This is a genomic window from Paraburkholderia sp. SECH4 (assembly GCF_030511745.1).
Lineage (GTDB): Bacteria > Pseudomonadota > Gammaproteobacteria > Burkholderiales > Burkholderiaceae > Paraburkholderia > Paraburkholderia madseniana.
Window position 1 is genome coordinate 564,647 of the sequence record NZ_JALOCP010000001.1, and the last position, 20,356, is coordinate 585,002.

The window sequence follows — 20,356 nt, forward strand, 5'->3', positions numbered from 1 at the left end:
TCGATCTGAGCCAGTCACATCAAAGTCATCCGCGTTGCTGTACTGGCAGCGAGCAGGCGCGGGTCCGAAAGCGCTCGCGCCCTTTACGCGTGACGTCATTCTCAAAAGGAATGGTGTCACGCGTTTTTTTGCTCGACGCCACGTGCCGCACCGAATCCGCTAGCGCTAGGCAAGCGAAGCGGGCACCTGCGGCGCCCCCTCCATGTGTCGCTCAGCGCCGCGTCGCGCCCTCCTCTCACCGCTCAACGCTGCATCGATTCCCACACCTTGTAGAGACGCTTCACCGAGACCGGCATCGGTGTACGCAACTCCTGTGCGAACAGCGAAATCCGCAATTCTTCGAGCAACCAGCGGAATTCCGACAAGCGCGGATCCAGCACGCCGCCGCGTTGCGCGAGCGCACGCTGGTAGTTCTGCAACAGTGGCTGGAATTCTGCGAACTGCCGTGCGTCGCGCGCGGAGTCCGCCTTCAGCTTGTCGATGCGCAGCGCAATGCCCTTCAGGTAGCGCGGGAAGTGCGCCAACTGCGCATACGGTGTATCGACCACGAAGCGTTTGCTGACCAGGCCATCCAGTTGGTTCTGCATGTCCGCATGCGCGGCCGTGAACGCCTTCGCCTGCACCAGCTTTTTCGTCACAGTCGCGTATTCGCTGAGAATCTGCCCTACCAGCCGCGCGATTTCCTGAGCCAACAAAGTCAGACGGCTGCGGCCTTCGTCGCGGCGCGTGTGGAAACTGACATCATCGGCCGGCAGCGGGTCTTGCAGACAGGCGCGGTCGAGCGCGGTGTCGATCAATTGATCGCGCAGTTCTTCCTGGGTGCCGCGGGGCATGAACTGCATCGCCATTTCGCGCAAACCCGGGAGATTCTTTTCCAGGTACTTGATCGGCTCCTTCAATTGCAACGCGAACAAGCGCCGCAGCCCTGCGCGATGGATGCGCGCGGCTTCATCGGGTGAATCGAACACTTCGACGTCGCAATGCGTGCCGCGATCCACTAGCGCCGGATAACCGAACAAAGTCTGACCGCCACGGCGAATTTCGAGCAACTCGGGGAGCTTGCCGAAATTCCACGTTGTCAGCTTTTCGTACAGCGCGGTGCCTTGCGCGCCTTCTTGCGACGTCGCAAGCGGTCCGGGCGCAGCAGTGCTCTTGCCTCGCAAAGCCGCACCGTTTGCCGCGCCGACTGCTCCGCCTGCTTGCGCGCCGGCGGCCACGCCGCCACCGCCGCCCGCATCCGCCAACGCCACCCCGGCCGCACCCGACGCGATCTTCTGGAAGTGCTGCTGCGCCTGCCCGCCGAGTTCAGCACGCAGTTGCGACATATTCCGGCCCATCGCAAGCTGCCGCCCGTGCTCGTCGACGACCTTGAAGTTCATGAACAGATGCGGCGTCAGCGTTTCGAGTTTGAAATCCGATTGCTTCATCGCGACCTGAGTCTGCTCGCGAACGTCGGCGATCAGCGATTCGAGCAAACCGCCCGCGCCGAAGCGAGGACCACTATGCCGTTCGACGAAACCCGCCGCGAACTCGGGCAGCGGCACGCAATGGCGCCGCAGCTTCTGCGGTAACGATTTCAGCAGAAGTTGCGCCTTCTCTTTCAGCATGCCGGTCACAAGCCATTCGCAGCGTCGTGCGTCGACCTGATTCAGCGCATACAGCGGCACCGCGAGCGTCACGCCGTCGCGCGGCGAACCCGGCTCGAAGTGGTAAGTGAGCGCCATCTCGACGCCCGCCATCGTCATCCGCTTCGGGAACAGGTCGGTCGTGACGCCGGCAGCCTCGTGCCGCATCAGATCGTCGCGCGAGAGATACAGCAGACGCAGCTTGTCTTCCGGCTGGCCGCTCTTCTTCACCTCGTCGCGATACCAGCGCTCGAACGACGCGCCCGTATAGATGCCTTTCGGCAGCGCCTGATCGTAGAAGCCGAAAATCAGTTCGTCGTCGACCAGCACGTCCTGACGGCGCGACTTGTGCTCCAGTTGCTCGATGTCGGCGAGCAGCTTGCGGTTGTGCGCGAAGAACGCGAGCTTCGTATCGAACTCGCCTTCCACCAGCGCGCCGCGAATGAATAGTTCACGGGCGCGCGCCGGGTCCTGTTTACCGAAGCTCACACGCCGCCGGTGGTAAATCGGCAGACCGTACAGTACCGCGCGCTCGAACGCCGACACCTGCGCCGCGCGCTTCTCCCAATGCGGCTCGGACAACGACTTCTTCAGCAAATGCTCACCGATCTTTTCGATCCACTCCGGCTCGATCTTCGCAATGCAACGCGCGTACAAACGGCTCGTCTCAACCAGTTCGGCGGCCATCACCCATTTCCCGGCTTTCTTCACCAGCGCCGAGCCCGGCCAGAGGTAGAACTTGATGCTGCGCGCGCCGAGGAAATACGGTTCGTCGTCGGCTTTCAGGCCGATGTTGCCGAGCAGGCCAGTCAGCAACGCGAGGTGAATCTGCTCGAAAGTCGCTTCGGCCTCGTTCAGCCGCCAGCCGTGCTCGCGCACCACGGTCAGCAGTTGCGAGTGCACATCGCGCCATTCACGCAGGCGCAATTGCGACAGGAAGTTCTTGCGGCACTCGTCCTGCAATTGCCGGTTCGACTTCTTGTGCGCGATCGCTTCTTCGAACCAGTTCCAGATCTTCAGCCATTGCAGGAACTCGGAGCGCTCGTCGGCGAACCGGCGATGCGCCTGGTCGGCCTGCTCCTGCGCTTCGATCGGCCGGTCGCGCGGATCTTGCACCGACAATGCGCTGGCAATGATCAGCACTTCCTTCAACGCCTGCTGATCGCGCGCGGCGAGAATCATCCGGCCTACGCGCGGGTCGAGCGGCAAGCGCGCGAGTTCGCGGCCGAGCGGCGTGAGCTGGTTGTCGTCGTCGACGGCGCCCAGTTCGTTGAGCAATTGATAGCCGTCGGCGATGGCGCGGCCCGGCGGCGGTTCGATGAACGGAAAGGTTTCGATCGCCGTCAGATGCAGCGACTTCATGCGTAAAATCACCGACGCCAGCGACGAACGCAAAATCTCCGGGTCGGTAAAACGCACGCGGCCCTGATAGTCGCTTTCCTCGTACAGACGAATACAGATGCCATCCGCGACGCGGCCGCAACGCCCTGCCCGCTGATTCGCGGCGGCCTGCGAGATCGACTCGACCTGCAACTGCTCGACCTTGTTGCGATACGAGTAGCGCTTCACGCGCGCCAAGCCCGTATCGACCACATAGCGAATGCCGGGCACCGTCAGCGAGGTTTCCGCGACGTTAGTGGCCAAAACGATACGGCGCGCGTTCGAGGTGCGGAACACGCGTTCCTGTTCGGCAGCGGACAAACGGGCGAACAGCGGCAAGATTTCCGTGTGCGGCGGGTGGTGCTTGCGCAGCGCCTCCGCGGCATCGCGAATTTCCCGCTCGCCGGGCAGGAAGACCAGCACGTCGCCGGGGCCTTCGCGGCACAGTTCGTCGACCGCATCGACAATCGCTTCCATCAGATCGCGATCCGTTTCGCGCTGGGTCCTCGGCCTGTCACGCGATTCACGCGAAGACGATGCGGAAGAGCCCTCCGCCGCCTTCACCGCCGGGCTGTCCTCAGCGACCGGCCGGTAGCGCACCTCGACCGGATAGAGACGGCCGCTCACTTCGATCACCGGCGCAGGCTTGTCGTCGCGGCCGAAATGGCGTGCGAAGCGGTCCGCGTCGATCGTCGCCGAGGTCACGATCAGCTTCAGATCGGGCCGCTTGACGAGGATTTCCTTCAGATAGCCGAGCAGAAAATCGATGTTCAGGCTGCGCTCGTGCGCTTCGTCGATGATCAGCGTGTCGTAGGCTTTTAGCAGCGGATCGGTCTGCGTTTCGGCGAGCAGAATACCGTCGGTCATGAGTTTGACCGACGCGCCCGGCGACAGATTGTCGGTAAACCGCACCTTGTAGCCGACCACTTCGCCAAACGGCGTGCCGAGTTCTTCGGCTATGCGGCGGCCCGTTGCCGACGCCGCAATTCGGCGCGGCTGCGTGTGACCGATCAAACCGGAGCCGCCCGCGCCGAGACCACGCCCGAGTTCGAGGCAGATTTTCGGCAACTGGGTCGTCTTGCCCGAACCGGTCTCACCGCAGACGATCACGACCTGATTCTGTGCGATGGCCCGCGCAATTTCTTCCCGACGGCCGGACACCGGCAGCGCTTCAGGAAAAGTAATCGGCGGAATCGGGTTCGGTTCGACGACGCGTTGAACGCGCGGTGGCCGCGGCTCGCGACGGGGCTGGCCGTTTTGAGCATCGCCTGCTTGCGGCGATTTCTGCGCGGGCGCACCGCTTTGCTGATTGGCACGTCCGTCGCCACGCCTCGGCTGATTTGGAGCTCGCGTGTTTTCGGACTGCGCGCGCCGTTCATCGCCCTGCTGCTGGCGTTGGCCGCGAGGCGCGTTCTGCGCGCGTCCATCGTCGCGGCGCGCGGGCTTCTCCGCGCCGCCGGAAGTCGGCTGACTGCGCGCAGCGTCGCCCTGTGGCGTGTGCTTCCGCCCCTCATGAGCAGCTTTCGGCGCCTGCGCGCCCGCTTCGCGGCGCGCCTCACGCGGCGGATTATTTTTCTGTGCGGACACGCGCGCGTCATCCGCGGAGCGCAGAGACTCACGCGCGGCTGGTGGCGTGTTGCGAGTTGCGTCCTGCGCATCGCGGCGGCGCGCGTCGCCGGGCTTCGCCTGATCGGCGGGCGGCGTCACATTCTCGTTCGCCGTAGCGGGACTTTTGGGTACATTCGACATGGGGGCGCATTATAATCCCCGGCATGAATTCCCAAACCGACCTCGTCCCCGCGCCCGCGAGCGTTCCGGCCCCCGCCGGAGCAACGGAAGACCTCGCACAGCACGCGCAATTCGTCGACTGGATGCGCTCAGTCGCCCCTTACATCCATGCGTTCCGTAACAAGACGTTCGTCGTCGGTTTCGGCGGCGAGGTGGTGCATCAGGGGCTCCTGAATGCGCTCGTGTCCGATATCGCGCTGCTGCAGGCCATGGGCATCCAGATCGTGCTGGTGCACGGCTCGCGACCGCAGGTCGAAGAGCAGATGAGCCTGCACGGCGTGGAATCGGAGTTTTCGCACGGTATGCGCATTACCGACGCGCGCGCGTTGGAGTCCGCGAAAGAAGCGGCCGGCGAAGTGCGTCTGGATATCGAGGCGGCGATCAGCCAGGGCTTGCCGAACACGCCGATGGCGCACGCGCACATCAGCGTGGTGTCCGGCAACTTCGTGACGGCGCGCCCGGTCGGCATTCTGGACGGCGTCGATTTCGCCCACACCGGCGTGGTGCGCAAGATCGACGCGGATTCGATCCGCCATTCGCTCGCAAGCCGCAAGCTGGTGCTCCTGTCGCCGCTCGGCTTCTCGCCCACCGGCGAGGCGTTCAATCTGTCGATGGAAGACGTCGCCTCGGCGGCGGCGATCGCGCTGCGCGCCGACAAGATCGTATTCCTGACCGAGACGCCGGGCCTGATGGAGACTGGCGAAGACGGACCCGTACTGGTTCGCGAACTGTCGCTCGACGACGCCTACAAGCTGCATGAAAGCGGCGAAGTCACCGGCGACGCGGGCTTCTATCTGAAACATTCGATCCGCGCCTGCCGCGGCGGCGTGGCACGGGCGCACATCATCCCCTACGCGCTCGACGGCAGCCTGCTGCTCGAACTGTTCCTGCACGACGGCGTGGGCACGATGATCTCGTACGAGAACCTCGAAAGCCTGCGCGAAGCCACGCCGGACGACGTCGGCGGCATTCTCTCGCTGATCGAGCCGCTCGAATCCGACGGCACGCTGGTGCGGCGCGGCCGCCACCAGATCGAACGCGACATCGACCATTTCTCGGTGATCGAGCACGATGGCGTGCTGTTCGGCTGTGCGGCGCTGTATCCGTACCCGCAGGAGCGCATCGGCGAAATGGCGTGTCTCACGGTCGCGCCTGAAGCGCAAGGCACGGGCGACGGCGAGCGCCTGCTCAAACGCATCGAACAACGCGCCCGGGCACGCGGCCTCACGCGGATTTTCGTGCTCACTACGCGCACCGAACACTGGTTCCTCAAGCGCGGCTTCGTCAAGGTCACGGTCGACGACCTGCCGGAAGACCGCCGCCGACTCTATAACTGGCAGCGCAAGTCGCTCGTGCTGATGAAACAGCTCTGAGCGTCCCCATATAAAGCGACTGCCCGCCCCCACATCGATATAGGAGAAGCACAGCATGACTCGTACGGTTCAATGCGCGAAGCTCGGCAAGGAAGCCGAAGGCCTCGATTTCCCGCCGCTGCCGGGCGACCTTGGCAAGCGGATCTACGAAAGCATTTCGAAGGAAGCCTGGCAGGCCTGGTTGAAGCAGCAAACCATGCTGATCAACGAAAACCGCCTGAACATGGCCGATCCGCGCGCACGCCAATATCTGATGAAGCAGACCGAAAAGTTCTTCTTCGGCGAAGGCGCGGATACGGCACAGGGCTACGTGCCGCCGGCAGCCGAGTAAGCGCCTTCTTGCGCTACAAGCCAGGATTGGCGATCACCCTGACGAAAAATCCGCGCCGCGAGCGCGGATTTTTTTCGCCTGTTTGGCCACGAATTTGGCGGCGCATCTCGCCTCTCATTTTTCCTCGCCTTTCGCCACTTTAGAGCCTTGGCAAAATTCACTAACCGGACCATTTCCGGCCACTTTTAAGCCTCTTTTCCATACCGCCGCAATCCGCCGAATCCCCCGCCACGCAAGGGATTGAGCGCCCTCCCCGAGCTGCCGGCTGGACCCCGGGTTTGCACGATCATCCGTCATCGTGCTATCATGTGCACCGTTCCAACAGCAATTCACCTTCATTCGCGTTCAGTTCAAACTTGGCATGCTGTGCGTACCAAGGGCCGGATTGAACAGTTTTTATACAAGAAGGCTTGTCGGTCTTTTCCCCGCTTGAGCTCGCACTATGAGCGGCGATCCAGCACCGGCCTTTTTCGTTTCGAGCCTTTCAGCGGCGCATGGGCCAGCTTTCAGCCACCCCAGCGTCCTCATGCATCTGCCCCCCTTCCACGGCCACGCAGATGCAACAGTCAGCACAATCTAGACGAGTGTTTTTTCGCGAATGATTCGCGAGGCACGGGCGTTCTGTTTTCTTTTTTCACGCCCCCTTCGATCGCCTTCGGGCGAAAGAGACGCCATCGCTCTGCTCGCGAAACTGCACTTCCCCAGCACCCGTGGCGGAACGTTCATGCGCGTTTTCATGAGTTTCGTCGCAGTCATTGGAGTTTTCACCTTGACCGCTTCCAGCAACGGCTTCTGGCGACATCACAAAGAAGAACAACGCCTCTCACTCGATGACATCACCGTCGTCGACAAATCTCTCCTCAAGCGGGCCGTCGGCGCCATGGCGCTCGGCAACGCGATGGAATGGTTCGATTTCGGCGTGTACAGCTATATCGCTGTCACGCTCGGCAAAGTGTTCTTCCCGTCGTCGAGCCCGTCCGCCCAGTTGATCGCCACCTTCGGCACGTTTGCCGCGGCGTTCCTCGTGCGGCCTGTCGGCGGCATGGTGTTCGGGCCGCTGGGCGACCGCATCGGCCGTCAGCGCGTGCTGGCCATGACCATGATCATGATGGCGCTCGGCACCTTCGCGATCGGCCTGATTCCGAGCTACGCGACGATCGGCATTTTCGCGCCGGCGTTGTTGCTGGTCGCGCGCCTCGTGCAAGGCTTCTCGACGGGTGGTGAATACGGCGGCGCCGCTACCTTCATCGCCGAATTCTCGACGGACAAGCGCCGCGGCTTCATGGGCAGCTTCCTCGAGTTCGGCACGCTGATCGGCTATGTACTCGGCGCGGGTACGGTCGCGGTTCTGACGGCAACGCTGTCGAACGAGGCGCTGCTCTCGTGGGGCTGGCGTGTGCCGTTCCTGATCGCGGGCCCGCTGGGTCTGGTGGGTCTCTACATCCGGATGAAGCTCGAAGAAACGCCCGCGTTCAAGAAGCAGGCCGAACAACGCGAAGCCGAAGACAAGGCGCTCCCGAAGCAATCGTTCCGCGAGCTGCTCATCCAGCAATGGAAGCCGCTTCTGCTGTGCGTCGGCCTCGTCCTGATCTTCAACGTCACCGACTACATGGCGCTCTCGTATCTGCCGAGCTATCTGTCGGCCACGCTGCACTTCAACGAAACGCACGGTCTCTTCCTCGTGCTGCTAGTGATGGTGCTGATGATGCCGATGACGCTGGCAGCCGGCCACCTGTCCGACACGATCGGCCGCAAGCCGGTGATGCTGTTCGGTTGCGTGGGTCTGTTCGTGCTGTCGATTCCCGCGCTGCTGCTGATCCGCATGGGCACGGTGCTGCCGGTGTTCGGCGGCCTGATGATTCTCGGCGTGCTGCTGTCGTGCTTTACCGGCGTGATGCCGTCGGCGCTGCCGGCGCTGTTCCCGACCAAGATCCGCTACGGTGCGCTCGCGATCGGCTTCAACATTTCGGTGTCGCTGTTCGGCGGGACGACGCCGCTCGTGACGGCATGGCTGGTCGACAGCACCGGCAATCTGATGATGCCCGCGTACTACCTGATGGGCGCGTCGTTGATCGGTATCGTGTCGGTGTTCGCGCTGCGTGAAACGGCCCGCAAGCCGTTGCTCGGCTCCGGTCCGTGTGTCGCAACGCGTGCCGAAGCGCATGCGGTGCTGCGCGGCGAACGTGAGGCGGCGGAGATGGATGAAGGTTACGCTGCCGCGGCTACGGCGCGTGCCTGATCCTAGGTTGCGCGGTAACTAATCGCTGAAGTTGTACGCGCATCGCCCGCAATCGCTATGACGGGCGGCGACAGGCAACCACAGCAATAAGCGTGAGCATGTCCGAAAACGGGCCGGCAGATGTTTGCCGGCCCGTTTTTTATGTCACCAGAGAATCGAACGTTGCGCTGGCGTGCGCACCTTCAACGATCAGCATGCCGGCGGAAATCGGCAACTTGAAACGCCTTGGCCCTGCGCTGCCCGGATTGACGAACAGCACCCCGTCGCGCTCGCTGATCGCGGGCTTGTGCGAGTGCCCCGTCACGACCACGTCGATGCCCGCGCTGCGCGGATCGTCGCCCACGTCGGCGATGTCATGCACGACTAGGATCGTCACCTGTTGGACGGTCAGCTTGACGTGTGTCGGCAGCGAAGCAACCGGTTCGTCGATATCGTTATTGCCGCGCACGGCGGTGACCGGCGCGATCTGCGCGAGCGCATCGAGCACCGCCTGATTGCAGATATCGCCCGCGTGGATGATCGCATCGCAGCCCGCGAGGTACTGCAGGGCTTCAGGACGCACGAGGTTATGCGTGTCGGAGATCAAGCCGATCCGGGTGACGGGGGAGCTTTGTCTGCGCGAAGTCATGATGTCAGTATCGGCCAAACGGCCTCAATCCGCCGACTGCTGTTCAGCAAGCTCACGCGTCAATACCTGCACTGGCCGCTTCGCGCGAAGCAACCGTCTGGTCGCCCCCTGCACCACCATCGACACCGCCGCCGCACACGCAAAACTGAACCACACGCCGTAGTGCGGCAACATCGTCGCGGTCACGGCGAAGAACGCCGCGAACGAGCCGCGGCCGATCACCATGCCGCGCATCAACAATGCGACGAAGTCCGAGCCATGCGCGCGCTGGGCCGACACCGCGAGGACGATCCCGAGCAAAGGAAACACCGACAGCAGCCCGCTCCACGTCGCACCCATCGACGCCGACAGTGTCGTCACCGCAACAGTCAGCAGCGCGCCGGCGAGCATGCGCAGCGCAAGATCGCCGAGCCCGAGACGCGTCGCCGGCACATGGCCCGTGACGCGCGGCAAGCCGCTTTGCGAAACGACGACGGCCACACAACCCGCGGCCACCGCCCACATCAGTCCACCCGGCAAATGCGTGAGCAACATCGCCACGCCAACCCACCCGAGCATCCCAACCGTGAGCGCAAGCGGCCATGCTGAACGCCGGCACGTCCACGCATACGCAAAATTGAACGCCTCGGAAGCGGCGATCGCCGCAATCGACGCCGCCGACGCCTGCGCCGCGAACGCCGGCCCACGCTCCAGCGCGAGCAGCAACACGATCGGGCCGGACACCACCGGCAGCCCTGCTAGCCATCCCGCCACCGACGGCCCCCACACACGCCCCGCCACGGTCAGCGCGGCGAGAAACGCGGGCACCAGCGCGAGCTTGAGCGCAAGCAACATGCTTACGCTTCCATCAGGTGTTCGATGCGCCGGTCAGGTATCAACCACCACGCCGCGGCCAACGTGTAGAGCGCAGCCGAGAGCCACGGCTGAACAAATGCCAGCCCCATGCCCGCCAGATAGATGACGACCGAGACCTTGCCCTTGAAGTCGTTGCCGACCGCCTTCGCGATCGTCGAGTCGGTGCCGTGCTCGCGGATCAGCACGCGGGTCAGAATGAAATACGCAATCGCCGACATGAACAGCACGGCGCCATACATCGCAGTCGGCCAGGCGGCGAGATGGTTTTCGCCGACCCAATGCGTGACGGCCGGCAGCAGCGACAGCCAGAACAACAGATGGAGATTGGCCCAGAGCACCGCGCCGTTGACCTTCTGCACGGTATGGAACAGGTGGTGATGATTGTTCCAGTAGATGCCGACGTAGATGAAACTCAACACGTAGGCGCAGAACACGGGGATCACGGGGCGCAGCGCGGCGAGATCGAAGCCGTCCGGCACCTTCAATTCGAGCACCATGATCGTGATGATGATGGCGATCACGCCATCGCTGAAGGCTTCGACGCGTCCCTTGCCCATCGGTCGGTTTCCTGATTGTGTAGTCGCGATTGTGAAGACCTGTGCTTGCGGGCATGGCACACCGCAATTGCCCGCCGAAGCCGCAGTATGCGGGACTGCCCGGGCAGGTCCGCACGCCGCCGATTATCGGCGATGACAACGGGACTTGTCGAATGCCGGCCGGCGGCGTATGCACGCCTCACCTTATCAGCGCACCCCGCTCGTCCAACAACTGACGCAGAATGCTGCGATGGCACCGGCTTTCGTCCTCGCAGTAGCAACCGACGGAAAAGTTGGTCGTTTTCGACAAGGCGGCCAGCAGGTCCAACACCTTGCTGGCGTCGCCGCCATTCATCTCCGCGCGGAATTTTTTCGCAAACGCGGCCCAATCGCGATCGCTCGTAACCGCCTTGGCTTCTTTGACCAACTCCGCGTCAGGCGACAGATTGGGGAGCCACACATCGTAATAGTCGCGGGTGGCGAATTCGGCCCGGGGTACGCCGCGCGGCGGTCGCCGAACGGTACCGATACGCAGCCCTTCGTCGGCCGCTCTCGGAGACCCAAGCTGGACGATGCTGATGCTCATGTTTTTTCCTGATCCGTGGTGGACTCGCGGCCTTCCCACGTCGAGTCGATCAACGCCGCTCGTCAGTGGTTCTGCAATGCAGGTTCAGCGTCTCAAGCCCTTCATGGCCTCGATTTCCATCGCGGCGTTCCGCTCTTCGCTCGCCTCGATCGGGTCCATCGCCTCGTCGATCGAGGCCGCCGCACGTTCCGCGGCGGCTTTCGTTTCGTCGAAGTCGGGATCGAATTCTCCGTCGTCATCGCCCGGCGGTTCCAGCATGTCGCGAAGCATGGACGCCAGTTCCGGCGTGTCCCACTCCGCGCCCTGTTGCTTCTGTTTTTTTATGTAGTGTCTGACTTCCGCGTCCTGTTCCGGGGTCAACGGTAGACCGCGAAAAGTGCTTTTAGGGTCAGCATCATTCATGATCTCGCTCCAGGATACGTGCCAGTTCGAGTTTAATCCCCGAGTTCAGTCCCGTCACGGCGACGTGATCTCAGCTATCGGTCAGCGGCAAACGCCAGGGTAGTACACCACCAGCCACACGCTCGGCTCCGTGTCGCTCGTCCATGCCACCCGATGCCGGCAATGCGCGTCGATCAGCACGTGGTCACCCGGCTTCATCGGATGCAGCTCACGCTCGCCTTCGAATTCGAGCGTCGCCGCGCCGCTCAGCAGCACGACCCACTCGGCGCGCAGGCTGTCGGACCAGAAGTCCGGCGGACTTGCGTGCCCCCGCGAGACGATCCGTTCGATGCTCACACCGGCCTCTTCCACGAGCGCGTCGACTTGCTCGTCAGGGCCCGCTGGCGCACCGGGATCGAAGAGGTTGCCGCTGCTGATCGTGCGTTTCATCGCTTGTGCTCCGGCTATGCTCGCTACCTGAGTTCGTTGCACGTTTTCGTCGAGGGCGCTCGCCCCCGGTTTGCCACCGGCTGCATCGCTCATTTCATCGGCTTGAGGCCATCGAGCAAGGTCGGCACCAGTTCGCTGATGGTCGGATGAATGTGCATGGCGTACTGCAAGCTCGGATACTGCGCGCCGGTCGTCATGATGTCGATGAACGTGTGCAGCGCTTCATCACCTTCGATGCCGTGGATCGCCGCGCCAAGAATCTGCTTGCTTTGCGGGTCGACCAGCACCTTCATGAAACCGTCGGTCTCGCCGCGTTCACGGGCGCGGCCCACCCGCGTCATCGGCATGGTGGCGATCAGCGCCTCGCGGCCGGCTTTGCGCACGTCGGTCTCCGAAAGCCCGACACGCGCGAGCGGCGGGTCGACGAACACCGCATACGTCATGATCCGCGTATCGACGCTGCGCGCGCCGCCGTCGAGCAGATTGGCGGCGACGATCTGAAAATCATCGTAGGAAGTGTGGGTAAAGGCGCCGCGTCCGTTGATGTCGCCGATCGCCCAGACGCCCGGCACGTTGGTGCGCAACTGGCCGTCGACGGGAATCATGCCGTGCTTGTCCGTCACGATGCCGGCCACATCGAGGCCGAGGTCGTCGGTATTCGGTTCACGGCCGGTGGCGAACAGCAGGTGCGACGCTTCGAGCGCGGGAATGTTCTGCTCAAAGCCGATGCACACCTCGTTCTCGTGATGCGGATGCGGTTCGACCCGCGAAGGCTGCACGCCGAACACAAACTCGATCCCTTCGCGCGCCAGTACCTTCTGGACCGAGCCGGCGAAGTCGGCATCCTCACGCGTCAGCACGCGTTCGCCGCGCACCAGCACCGTCACCCGGCTGCCGAAGCGGCGAAAAATCTGCGCGAATTCGAGCGCGATATAGCTGCCGCCGACAATCGCCAGATGGTCCGGCAATTCCGTCAGTTCGAGCAGGTTGGAGTTGGTGTAGTAGCGAACGCGCTCAAGCCCATTGAGCGGCGGCACGACGGCGCGCGTACCGGTATTGATGAAGATTTCGTCGGCGCTGAGTTCGTCGCGCACCGAGCCGTCCGGGCCGCTGATGGCGAGCGTATGCGCGCCGGTGAAGCGCGCGTGGCCTGTGAAGACGGTGACGTTAGCCGTGCCGCGCAGCCATTTCTCGACACCGTCGCGCGATTGGCCGATGATCCTGTCCTTGCGCGCCTTGACCGCTGCCAGATCGACGCTGACCGCCCCGCTCACCTGCACGCCGAGGTCCGCGGCGTGGCGCGCCACATGCGCCCCACGGGCGCTGGCTACATACGATTTGGTGGGTGTGCAGCCGACATTCACGCAAGTCCCGCCGAAGGCCCCGCGTTCGATCACCGCGGTTTTACGGCCGCTTTGACCGAGACGGACAGCGAGCGGCGTCCCGCCTTGTCCCGTACCGATCACGACTGCGTCGAAGTGCTGTGGCATGGCAGATCTCCCGAGGCTGGGGTGCAGGTCGTAGCATCTTACCCTTAGCGCCTCGCGTTGCCGTTACCGCCCCTTCTCGTTGCTTCTGTTGCGCGCGGTGACGTTCGCGCGCCGGCTGCCGATCTGTTTTCGCGCCGCCGATGGGCCGGCGCCGCCGATTGATGGAAATTGCGCCCGGTTGTGTTCAGGCGTGGCAATGCACAGCGCAGATCAACTCGCGCGAACGTTGCAGCGCGGCCTGCGCGCCGCGCGCGGCCACGACCCAGCCGACCTGGCCGAGGTTGAAATCCTGCGACACCATCACCTGCATGAGGGCGACCATCGGCAGGATCACCGCGGGTCGATAAAGCTGGTTTTGAATCAAGGCTGGCATAACGGCTCCCATCGCGCTGGGCCGTTTCGGCACGACGCGGAATGTATATTCGATGGGAGAATTTTAGGGAGACCGGGGCCGCGGATAAATACCGGGAACGCGAAGGCACTTGTTCGCGAATCTGAACAATCGAATCTGGGTCCCCGCGGCAGTGGGGTTCAATTGCTCTATTAGCCACTCAGGCGAAGTGGGATTGCGGCGCCTGCGGCCATGGCTGGAGACGTCAGGACAGCTATAAAGCGCTGGCCAGCCCCACCTGCGCGTCATGCAAGCTACGTGCATAAGCGCTCGCCCCGACAGGCCGGCTATAAAAATACCCCTGCTGCTTGTCGCAAGCGATTCCGCGCAAAAACGCCGCCTGCTCGGCGGTTTCGACACCTTCCGCAGTGACATTCATGCCGAGCGAATGGGCCATCGCCACCACCGCCTGCGTGATCGCGATCGAATCGCGATGATCCGGCAACCCCGCGACGAAAGAACGGTCGATCTTCAGGTTATGCAGCGGAAACCGCTTCAGATACGACAGCGACGAATAACCGGTGCCGAAATCGTCGACGGAAATCCGCACGCCCATCGCGCTCAACGCGGTGAGCATCGGCAGAACGGCGTCGCTGTCGCTCATCAACAGCCGCTCGGTAATCTCCAGCTCCAGCGCCGCCGGCTCGAGCCCGGACTGCTCGAGACAGCGCTCGATCCGCTCCACCAGCCCGCCTTTGAACTGGCGCGGCGACAGATTCACCGCGACGATCAAATCCGGCGCCAGCGTGCGCCGCCACTGCGCGACCTGCTCGCAGGCCCGCGCCAGCACCCAGGATCCGATCTCGACGATCAGGCCGGCGTCTTCGGCCACCGGAATGAATTCCACCGGCGAAACGTTGCCCAGCTCGCTGTTGTACCAGCGCAGCAGCGCCTCGGCGCCGATCGTGCGGCCGCACTGGCTGTCGACGATCGGCTGATACACGAGACTGAGTTCGTCGGTGGCGAGCGCGCGCCGCAACGCCTGCTCGATCATGAAACGGCGTTGCAGATGCTGATTCAGCTCGGCGGTGAAGAACTGAAAATTGTTGCGGCCGCATTGTTTCGCGTGGTACATCGCCGAGTCGGCGTTGCGCATCAACGTGGGCACGTCCTGACCGTCTTCGGGAAACAGACTGATGCCGATCGACGCACCCATGTAGTACTCGTTGTCCGCCACTGCGAACGGTACCGCGATCGTGTCGAGAATGCGCTGGGCGAGCGCGATCAGCCGGCCCGTGTTTTCGTAAGCGCTGACCACGATCACGAATTCGTCGCCGCCCACGCGCGCGAGCGTGTCGTCGCGCGCGACACATGCCGACAGCCGCTCCGCCACGCTGCACAGAAGCGCATCACCGGCTTCGTGACCGGCGGTGTCGTTGACCTTCTTGAAACCGTCCAGATCGACGAACAGCACGGCGACCCGCGCCAGTTCGCCCATCCCTGCCACCTCACCCGGCGTGAACAGATCGCGCATCCGCTCGGCCAGGTAGGCGCGGTTGTAAAGGCCCGTGAGCGGATCGCGGGTGGCCAGAAACTTGAGCTGCCGTTGCGCTTCGCGCACCGGCCCGATGTCGGTGAACGAGATCAGCACCGAACTGGGTTCGCTGTCGCCCGGTTTGATGATCGGCACGACATTCTCAGTAATCCAGACGACATCGCCGTCCGTCAGCTCCAGACCGATCGTGACACCGAGCGTGGGTTTGCCGGTCGCCAGCACCTGACTGGTCGGACGATCGACCTCGGTAACGATGGAACCGTCTTCGTGATACGCACGCACCATCACCGTCAGAATGTCGTGACCGACCAGCTCGGCGCTCGCGCGCAGAATGCGCTGCGCACTCGGATTGCAGGCCAGCACCACGCCTTCGCGCGACTGCACGATGATGCCTTCGTTCAGATGGTTCACAACCAGCCGGTGATGCTCCTCGCTGTGCGCGAGGCGCTGCGCCATGGCGTCCTGATGGACGGCGAGACCGACACTGTGGCCGATGTCGTAGAGCATCGCCGCTTCTTCGGCGCTTGGCCGGCGCGAGGTGCGGTGATAGACCGCGAACGCACCCAGCACCGCGCCGGCATCGTTTTCAAATGGCACCGACCAGCACGCGCGCAAACCGAGCGGCAACGCGAGGTGCCGGAAATCGGCCCACAGCGGATCGGTTTCGATATCTTCGACGGCGACCATGCGCCGCTCGTACATCGCGGTGCCGCAGGAACCGGCGCGCGGGCCGATCGGGACGCCGTCGATCGCGGCGCTAAAGTGCGCCGGCAACGAAGGCGCGCCGCCCACGCGTGCGCGTACGCCGTCCGCGTCCAGTAGCAGGATCGAACAGGTCGCACCATCGCCCAGCAGCGCTTCCGCGCGGCGGCATACTTCAGCGAGCAATTCCGGCAGCGGTGTGTTGCGGGTAATCAGCCGCAACACCGTACGCTCCGACGCCAGCACCCCCTCGGCCCGGTCCGGCCCGTAGCGGGTGCCCTCAGGCGTTGCTCCCATCGTGCAATCTGATGTCGCTTCGCGTGTCATTTGTGCGCCCCCTAACCCCACATCGGCAGGTTAGTGTACGCGGCGCACCGGGGTTTACGCGAGGCCGGCGCACTTTAATCGCGAAGCATGGCGCGCAAAACGTGTGACCGGCTAGCCGGTCAGCCAATGAAGCGATTGCCCCATTAACACGGTGAATCCGACGATCGCGGCCATCGGCAGCGCCAGCCCTGCCAGATGCGCGGCCAGCGCCACGCGGATATCGAGCGGCGCTCGCTGCACCGGTTGTGCGGGGGTCACCAGCGCGGCTGCCGGACCGGTCTCAGCCGCTCTGCCGTTGGACGCGCCGCCGGCGCTCACTTCAGGCTCGCGACACCCGGCCGCGCGAGGTGGAGCACCTCGTAGACCGTGCGCCCCGCCGTGGCGACCGGCGCCGCCGACGACAGCGTGAGACGGATCAACTTCCAGTCGGCGACATCGAGCGCGGAGACCACGGCGACCGTATCGTCCTGCTCCGCGATGCGACGGTTCTGCTCGATCAATGCGGCGCGCAACTCGGCGCGGTTGTCCTGCTCGCCGATCGGCTGTTCCTCGCGATACAACGCAAGCGCCCGTTGCGCCGGCCCCTTGCGGGCGTCGAGCGGCAGCCAGGTTTCAACCTCGGGACGGCCGAAGTCGTCGATCACGTTCTGAAAGCGCGAGCCCATGAAGAAGTCGGCGGTCTGCTCGACGTCGAGCCATAGATACACCGCGGAATACACGTTCGCGGTGGCGCCGTAGCGGCCCCGTTCACGGACGACGAAAGCCTTGAATCCCAGCCCCTCGGTTGCGTCCCACAGCGGGCCGCGCCGCGTCGCGCGCTCGCGGATGATCCCCATGTCGTAGGTGGACGGCAGGCGGTGCGAATACTGTTTGGCAAGCATGGCGAAGTCCTTGTGGTTTCGACTGAGGATGAGCTTGCGCCCGCACAATCATTACATCAAGATATGGTGATTTATATCTGCGATAAAGTTTTGATATGAGCAGCCTCACCCGTCCTCTCGATCTGGATGCGATCCAGGCTTTCGTGCTGGTCGCGGATCTCGGCAGCTTCACGCGCGCCGCCGAAGTCATGGATACGTCACAAGCCGCGATGAGCCTCAAGCTCAAACGGCTCGAAGCGCGTCTGGGCTACCGCTTGCTGGAGCGCACACCACGCGCGGTGAGACTCTCGCCGCGCGGTGACGCCTTTATCGGCGCTGCCCGGCAATTGCTGCTCGCTCATGAGCGAGCGCTGGCGGGGACCGCCGACGCGCCGGAACGCCGGCTCAAGCTCGGCATCAGCGACCACGTGGCAGGGCCGAATTTGCCGGTGCTGCTGGGGCGGCTCGCGGCTTACGATCCGCTACTCGTCATCGAAGTACGCATTGCCGCGTCACGCGACGTACTTGCATGGTTCGAGCGGGGTGAAGTCGACGCTGCGATTGGCCGTCGGGAAGGTGATCGCCGCGATGGGCAACTGCTGGCTGAGGAGCGGCTCGGCTGGTTCGCGGCGCCAGGCTGGCAGCATCGCGAGGGACAGCCGCTGAAGCTGGCGACGCTCGCCGCGCCATGCGGGATTCGCGCGATTGCCACGGATGCGCTCGATGCGGCCGGGATTGGGTGGACCGAGGTGTTCGTTGGCGGAGGCGTGATGGCTGTTGGCGCTGCCGTCAGCGCAGGGCTCGCCGTGGCCGCGTTGGCGCAGCGCGTGGCGCCGGCGGGAGCGGTGGAGGTCGGCGAGCAACTCGGCTTGCCGACGCTGCCGACTTCGAAAGTGGTACTGCATACGCGGCTAAGCGACCCGCGCTCGCAGGAAACCTTGCGAGCGGTCAGTTCGGCGTTTCTGAGCGCGGCCTACTGAAGGGAATGGGCGGAGCGGATTGACCGGTCCACCCTGGCTCAGTTGTTTCCACTTCCTGGCGGTCTCCCGCCATCCTGTGGAGATCCACCTTGAGGGCGGTTATTTCCACCGCCTTGCTGACCTCCCTGCGGACGGCCGCCTGCATTGCCCGGTTGCTGCCCGCCCGGAGGGTGTCCGCCCGCATTGCCCGGTTGCTGCCCACCCGGCGGACGACCGCCTGCATTGCCCGGCTGCTGCCCGCCCGGTGGACGACCGCCTTCATTGCCCGGCTGCTGGCCGCCTGGTGGGCGTCCACCTCCATTACCCGGCTGCTGCGCGCTCGGTGGACGACCGCCGCCATTGCCCGGCTGCTGCTCGCCTGGTGGGCGTCCACCTCCATTACCCGGTTGCTGCTCGCCTGGTGGGCGTCCACCTCCATTACCCGGTTGCTGCCCGCCCGGTGGACGACCGCCGCCATTGCCCGGCTGCTGCCCGCCTGGTGGGCGTCCACCTCCATTGCCCGGCTGCTGCCCGCCCGGTGGACGTCCGCCTGCATTATCCGGTGGCCGGCCTCCTGGCGGCCGACCACCCGCATTCCCGGGCGGCGGACCTCCGGGCGGACGCCCTCCTGGTGGCCGTCCGGCACCGGAGCTCGGAGGTGGCGGCGGTGGATGATGCGCCCAGCGGGATTGCTGGCCGTACCACGGCCGGCCACGATAGTAATTGCCCCAGTAGGTACCGATCGAGAACGTCACGATCGGCAAGCCGATCACTGTGCCGTAGCTCATCACCGGCACATTGCTGCCCTGATAGGGATAGCTGAGTCGCGCCGCATAGACCCAACCACGCAGGTTCGGAGCGGCGACGTCACACCATTGGTAGTTGCTGATGCAACCCATCACGCTAACCGGGACACCGCCCGGCAACTGCGTTACAACGGGATAATCCGAAGCCGGCCCGGCGCGCACGTTGACCGTGCTGTTCGTATAGGCCTGCGACTGTGCGGACGCCACTGCTGGCAGCGCCAGCAAGCTGGCCGCCACATACATGCATCGAACGAGGTGTTGTTTCATTTTATCTCCCGTTTTTTACGTCCCGCGTTTGCGTGCGTGCCGCTACGGCTTGCATGTGTACCTGCCTGCACGCACGTGTGAATGCGTCGGGCCTGGTCGTCGCTTCAAGCGGTGTAGCGGCCATAGCGCCTACTCATCCGCACCTGCAATGCGCATGCCTGAAACCACCCGGCAAATGCCGACGGACTTGCCCTGGCCGTTCCAGTGCGCCCCGTGCAAAGCAAGATTTGGTAATCACCCATCCGAACTCACGCTGTTTTCGGGCATCTGCATTCCGGCGACTCGGCCGATCATCCATTGCATGAAAAACCCATGCACCGCCGGGAGCACCATGAAAATTTTCCGACCAATCCTTGTCGCCGCACTGATGCTCACGCATCTGCCCGCTCACGCCACCAGCTTCGACTGCACCAGGGGACGCTCGCTCACCGAACGGATGATCTGCAACGACCCTGCGCTCTCGAAGCTCGATGACACGCTTGGCCAACTGTACTGGAAAGCGCGGCGACGGGTCATCAACCGTCGCGCCTTCCTCACTGACAGTGACAGCAAGTGGGCGTGGCGGGAAGCGAATTGCCGCGATGCGGCGTGTCTGGGGACGTGGTATGCGACGCGGATCGAGGAACTGCAGCGGCTGATCGAAAGTATCCGAACGGGAACCCAGGATGGTCCGGCCGAACCCGACACTCAACGTAAGGCGGTGATGCCCGCGCTACAGCAAACCGAAACCGCGATGCTTCGATGCACCGCGGCGGATCCCGGAATCGTCGTGAACGACCAGTGTTCCACTGTGATCAGGGAGAACAACGGTAAGTGGAAATATCAGCCGCACGGCGGCGACTGGTTCTGCGGACTGGCGATGCTCGCGCCGGCGGAAGTGCAATAGC

General features: G+C 63.9%; 18 protein-coding genes. 5 read left to right on the forward strand and 13 right to left on the reverse strand.

Annotated features, from left to right (window positions below; all coding sequences use genetic code 11):
- Positions 1 to 242: 242 nt before the first annotated feature.
- A complete protein-coding gene (hrpA, locus tag M0D67_RS02425; protein ID WP_266237106.1) occupies positions 243 to 4,754 on the reverse strand; it encodes an ATP-dependent RNA helicase HrpA in 4,512 nt (1,503 codons plus the stop codon).
- A 23-nt stretch (positions 4,755 to 4,777) separates the two neighbouring features.
- On the opposite strand from hrpA, the gene argA reads away from it, so the two are divergent.
- The 3 genes from argA to proP all read left to right on the forward strand — a co-directional run bounded on the left by argA (position 4,778) and on the right by proP (position 8,736).
- Positions 4,778 to 6,166, forward strand: a complete 1,389-nt coding sequence (gene argA / locus M0D67_RS02430) for an amino-acid N-acetyltransferase (protein WP_054043361.1) — start codon at positions 4,778 to 4,780, stop codon at positions 6,164 to 6,166.
- A 55-nt stretch (positions 6,167 to 6,221) separates the two neighbouring features.
- Positions 6,222 to 6,497 (forward strand): oxidative damage protection protein, encoded by a 276-nt coding sequence (locus tag M0D67_RS02435; RefSeq protein ID WP_154562696.1) that lies wholly within the window; start codon positions 6,222 to 6,224, stop codon positions 6,495 to 6,497.
- 736 nt (positions 6,498 to 7,233) lie between these two features.
- Positions 7,234 to 8,736 carry a glycine betaine/L-proline transporter ProP gene (proP, locus tag M0D67_RS02440; RefSeq protein ID WP_233464949.1) on the forward strand — a complete coding sequence of 501 codons (1,503 nt, stop codon included), beginning with the start codon at positions 7,234 to 7,236 and terminating at the stop codon, positions 8,734 to 8,736.
- Positions 8,737 to 8,875: 139 nt separating this feature from the next.
- On the opposite strand, the gene M0D67_RS02445 is transcribed toward proP, so the two are convergent.
- From M0D67_RS02445 to M0D67_RS02495, 11 genes are all read right to left on the reverse strand, one after another.
- The gene (locus M0D67_RS02445; RefSeq protein ID WP_154562692.1) at positions 8,876 to 9,364 is read right to left on the reverse strand and encodes a metallophosphoesterase family protein; all 489 of its coding nucleotides are present in this window, start codon (positions 9,362 to 9,364) and stop codon (positions 8,876 to 8,878) included.
- 24 nt (positions 9,365 to 9,388) lie between these two features.
- The gene (locus M0D67_RS02450) at positions 9,389 to 10,198 is read right to left on the reverse strand and encodes a hypothetical protein (RefSeq protein ID WP_171925457.1); all 810 of its coding nucleotides are present in this window, start codon (positions 10,196 to 10,198) and stop codon (positions 9,389 to 9,391) included.
- A 2-nt stretch (positions 10,199 to 10,200) separates the two neighbouring features.
- On the reverse strand, positions 10,201 to 10,776 hold the full coding sequence (locus tag M0D67_RS02455) for a TMEM175 family protein (protein WP_154562690.1): 576 nt from the start codon (positions 10,774 to 10,776) through the stop codon (positions 10,201 to 10,203).
- 178 nt (positions 10,777 to 10,954) lie between these two features.
- Positions 10,955 to 11,341: a DUF488 domain-containing protein gene (locus tag M0D67_RS02460; RefSeq protein WP_154562688.1), complete on the reverse strand. Its 387-nt coding sequence runs from the start codon at positions 11,339 to 11,341 to the stop codon at positions 10,955 to 10,957.
- An 84-nt stretch (positions 11,342 to 11,425) separates the two neighbouring features.
- Positions 11,426 to 11,743 carry a hypothetical protein gene (locus M0D67_RS02465; RefSeq protein ID WP_154562686.1) on the reverse strand — a complete coding sequence of 106 codons (318 nt, stop codon included), beginning with the start codon at positions 11,741 to 11,743 and terminating at the stop codon, positions 11,426 to 11,428.
- Positions 11,744 to 11,824: 81 nt separating this feature from the next.
- Positions 11,825 to 12,172, reverse strand: coding sequence for a cupin domain-containing protein (locus M0D67_RS02470; RefSeq protein ID WP_171925456.1), 348 nt, complete (start codon positions 12,170 to 12,172; stop codon positions 11,825 to 11,827).
- Between the two features lie 89 nt (positions 12,173 to 12,261).
- Positions 12,262 to 13,662: an FAD-containing oxidoreductase gene (locus tag M0D67_RS02475; protein WP_266237115.1), complete on the reverse strand. Its 1,401-nt coding sequence runs from the start codon at positions 13,660 to 13,662 to the stop codon at positions 12,262 to 12,264.
- 184 nt (positions 13,663 to 13,846) lie between these two features.
- Positions 13,847 to 14,035 (reverse strand): hypothetical protein, encoded by a 189-nt coding sequence (locus M0D67_RS02480; protein ID WP_054043350.1) that lies wholly within the window; start codon positions 14,033 to 14,035, stop codon positions 13,847 to 13,849.
- Between the two features lie 232 nt (positions 14,036 to 14,267).
- On the reverse strand, positions 14,268 to 16,577 hold the full coding sequence (locus M0D67_RS02485) for a bifunctional diguanylate cyclase/phosphodiesterase (RefSeq protein WP_171925454.1): 2,310 nt from the start codon (positions 16,575 to 16,577) through the stop codon (positions 14,268 to 14,270).
- 111 nt (positions 16,578 to 16,688) lie between these two features.
- Positions 16,689 to 16,835, reverse strand: coding sequence for a hypothetical protein (locus M0D67_RS02490; RefSeq protein ID WP_266237117.1), 147 nt, complete (start codon positions 16,833 to 16,835; stop codon positions 16,689 to 16,691).
- 56 nt (positions 16,836 to 16,891) lie between these two features.
- Positions 16,892 to 17,458 (reverse strand): DUF4865 family protein, encoded by a 567-nt coding sequence (locus M0D67_RS02495; RefSeq protein WP_266237120.1) that lies wholly within the window; start codon positions 17,456 to 17,458, stop codon positions 16,892 to 16,894.
- A gap of 95 nt (positions 17,459 to 17,553) precedes the next feature.
- On the opposite strand from M0D67_RS02495, the gene M0D67_RS02500 reads away from it, so the two are divergent.
- Positions 17,554 to 18,417 (forward strand): LysR family transcriptional regulator, encoded by an 864-nt coding sequence (locus tag M0D67_RS02500; protein ID WP_171925451.1) that lies wholly within the window; start codon positions 17,554 to 17,556, stop codon positions 18,415 to 18,417.
- Positions 18,418 to 18,455: 38 nt separating this feature from the next.
- Here M0D67_RS02500 and M0D67_RS02505 read toward each other — a convergent pair whose 3' ends face one another.
- Positions 18,456 to 19,469 (reverse strand): SH3 domain-containing protein, encoded by a 1,014-nt coding sequence (locus tag M0D67_RS02505; RefSeq protein WP_266237123.1) that lies wholly within the window; start codon positions 19,467 to 19,469, stop codon positions 18,456 to 18,458.
- A gap of 331 nt (positions 19,470 to 19,800) precedes the next feature.
- Between M0D67_RS02505 and M0D67_RS02510 the strand changes: the two genes are divergently transcribed.
- A complete protein-coding gene (locus M0D67_RS02510) occupies positions 19,801 to 20,355 on the forward strand; it encodes a lysozyme inhibitor LprI family protein (RefSeq protein WP_171925449.1) in 555 nt (184 codons plus the stop codon).
- Position 20,356 lies beyond the last annotated feature (1 nt).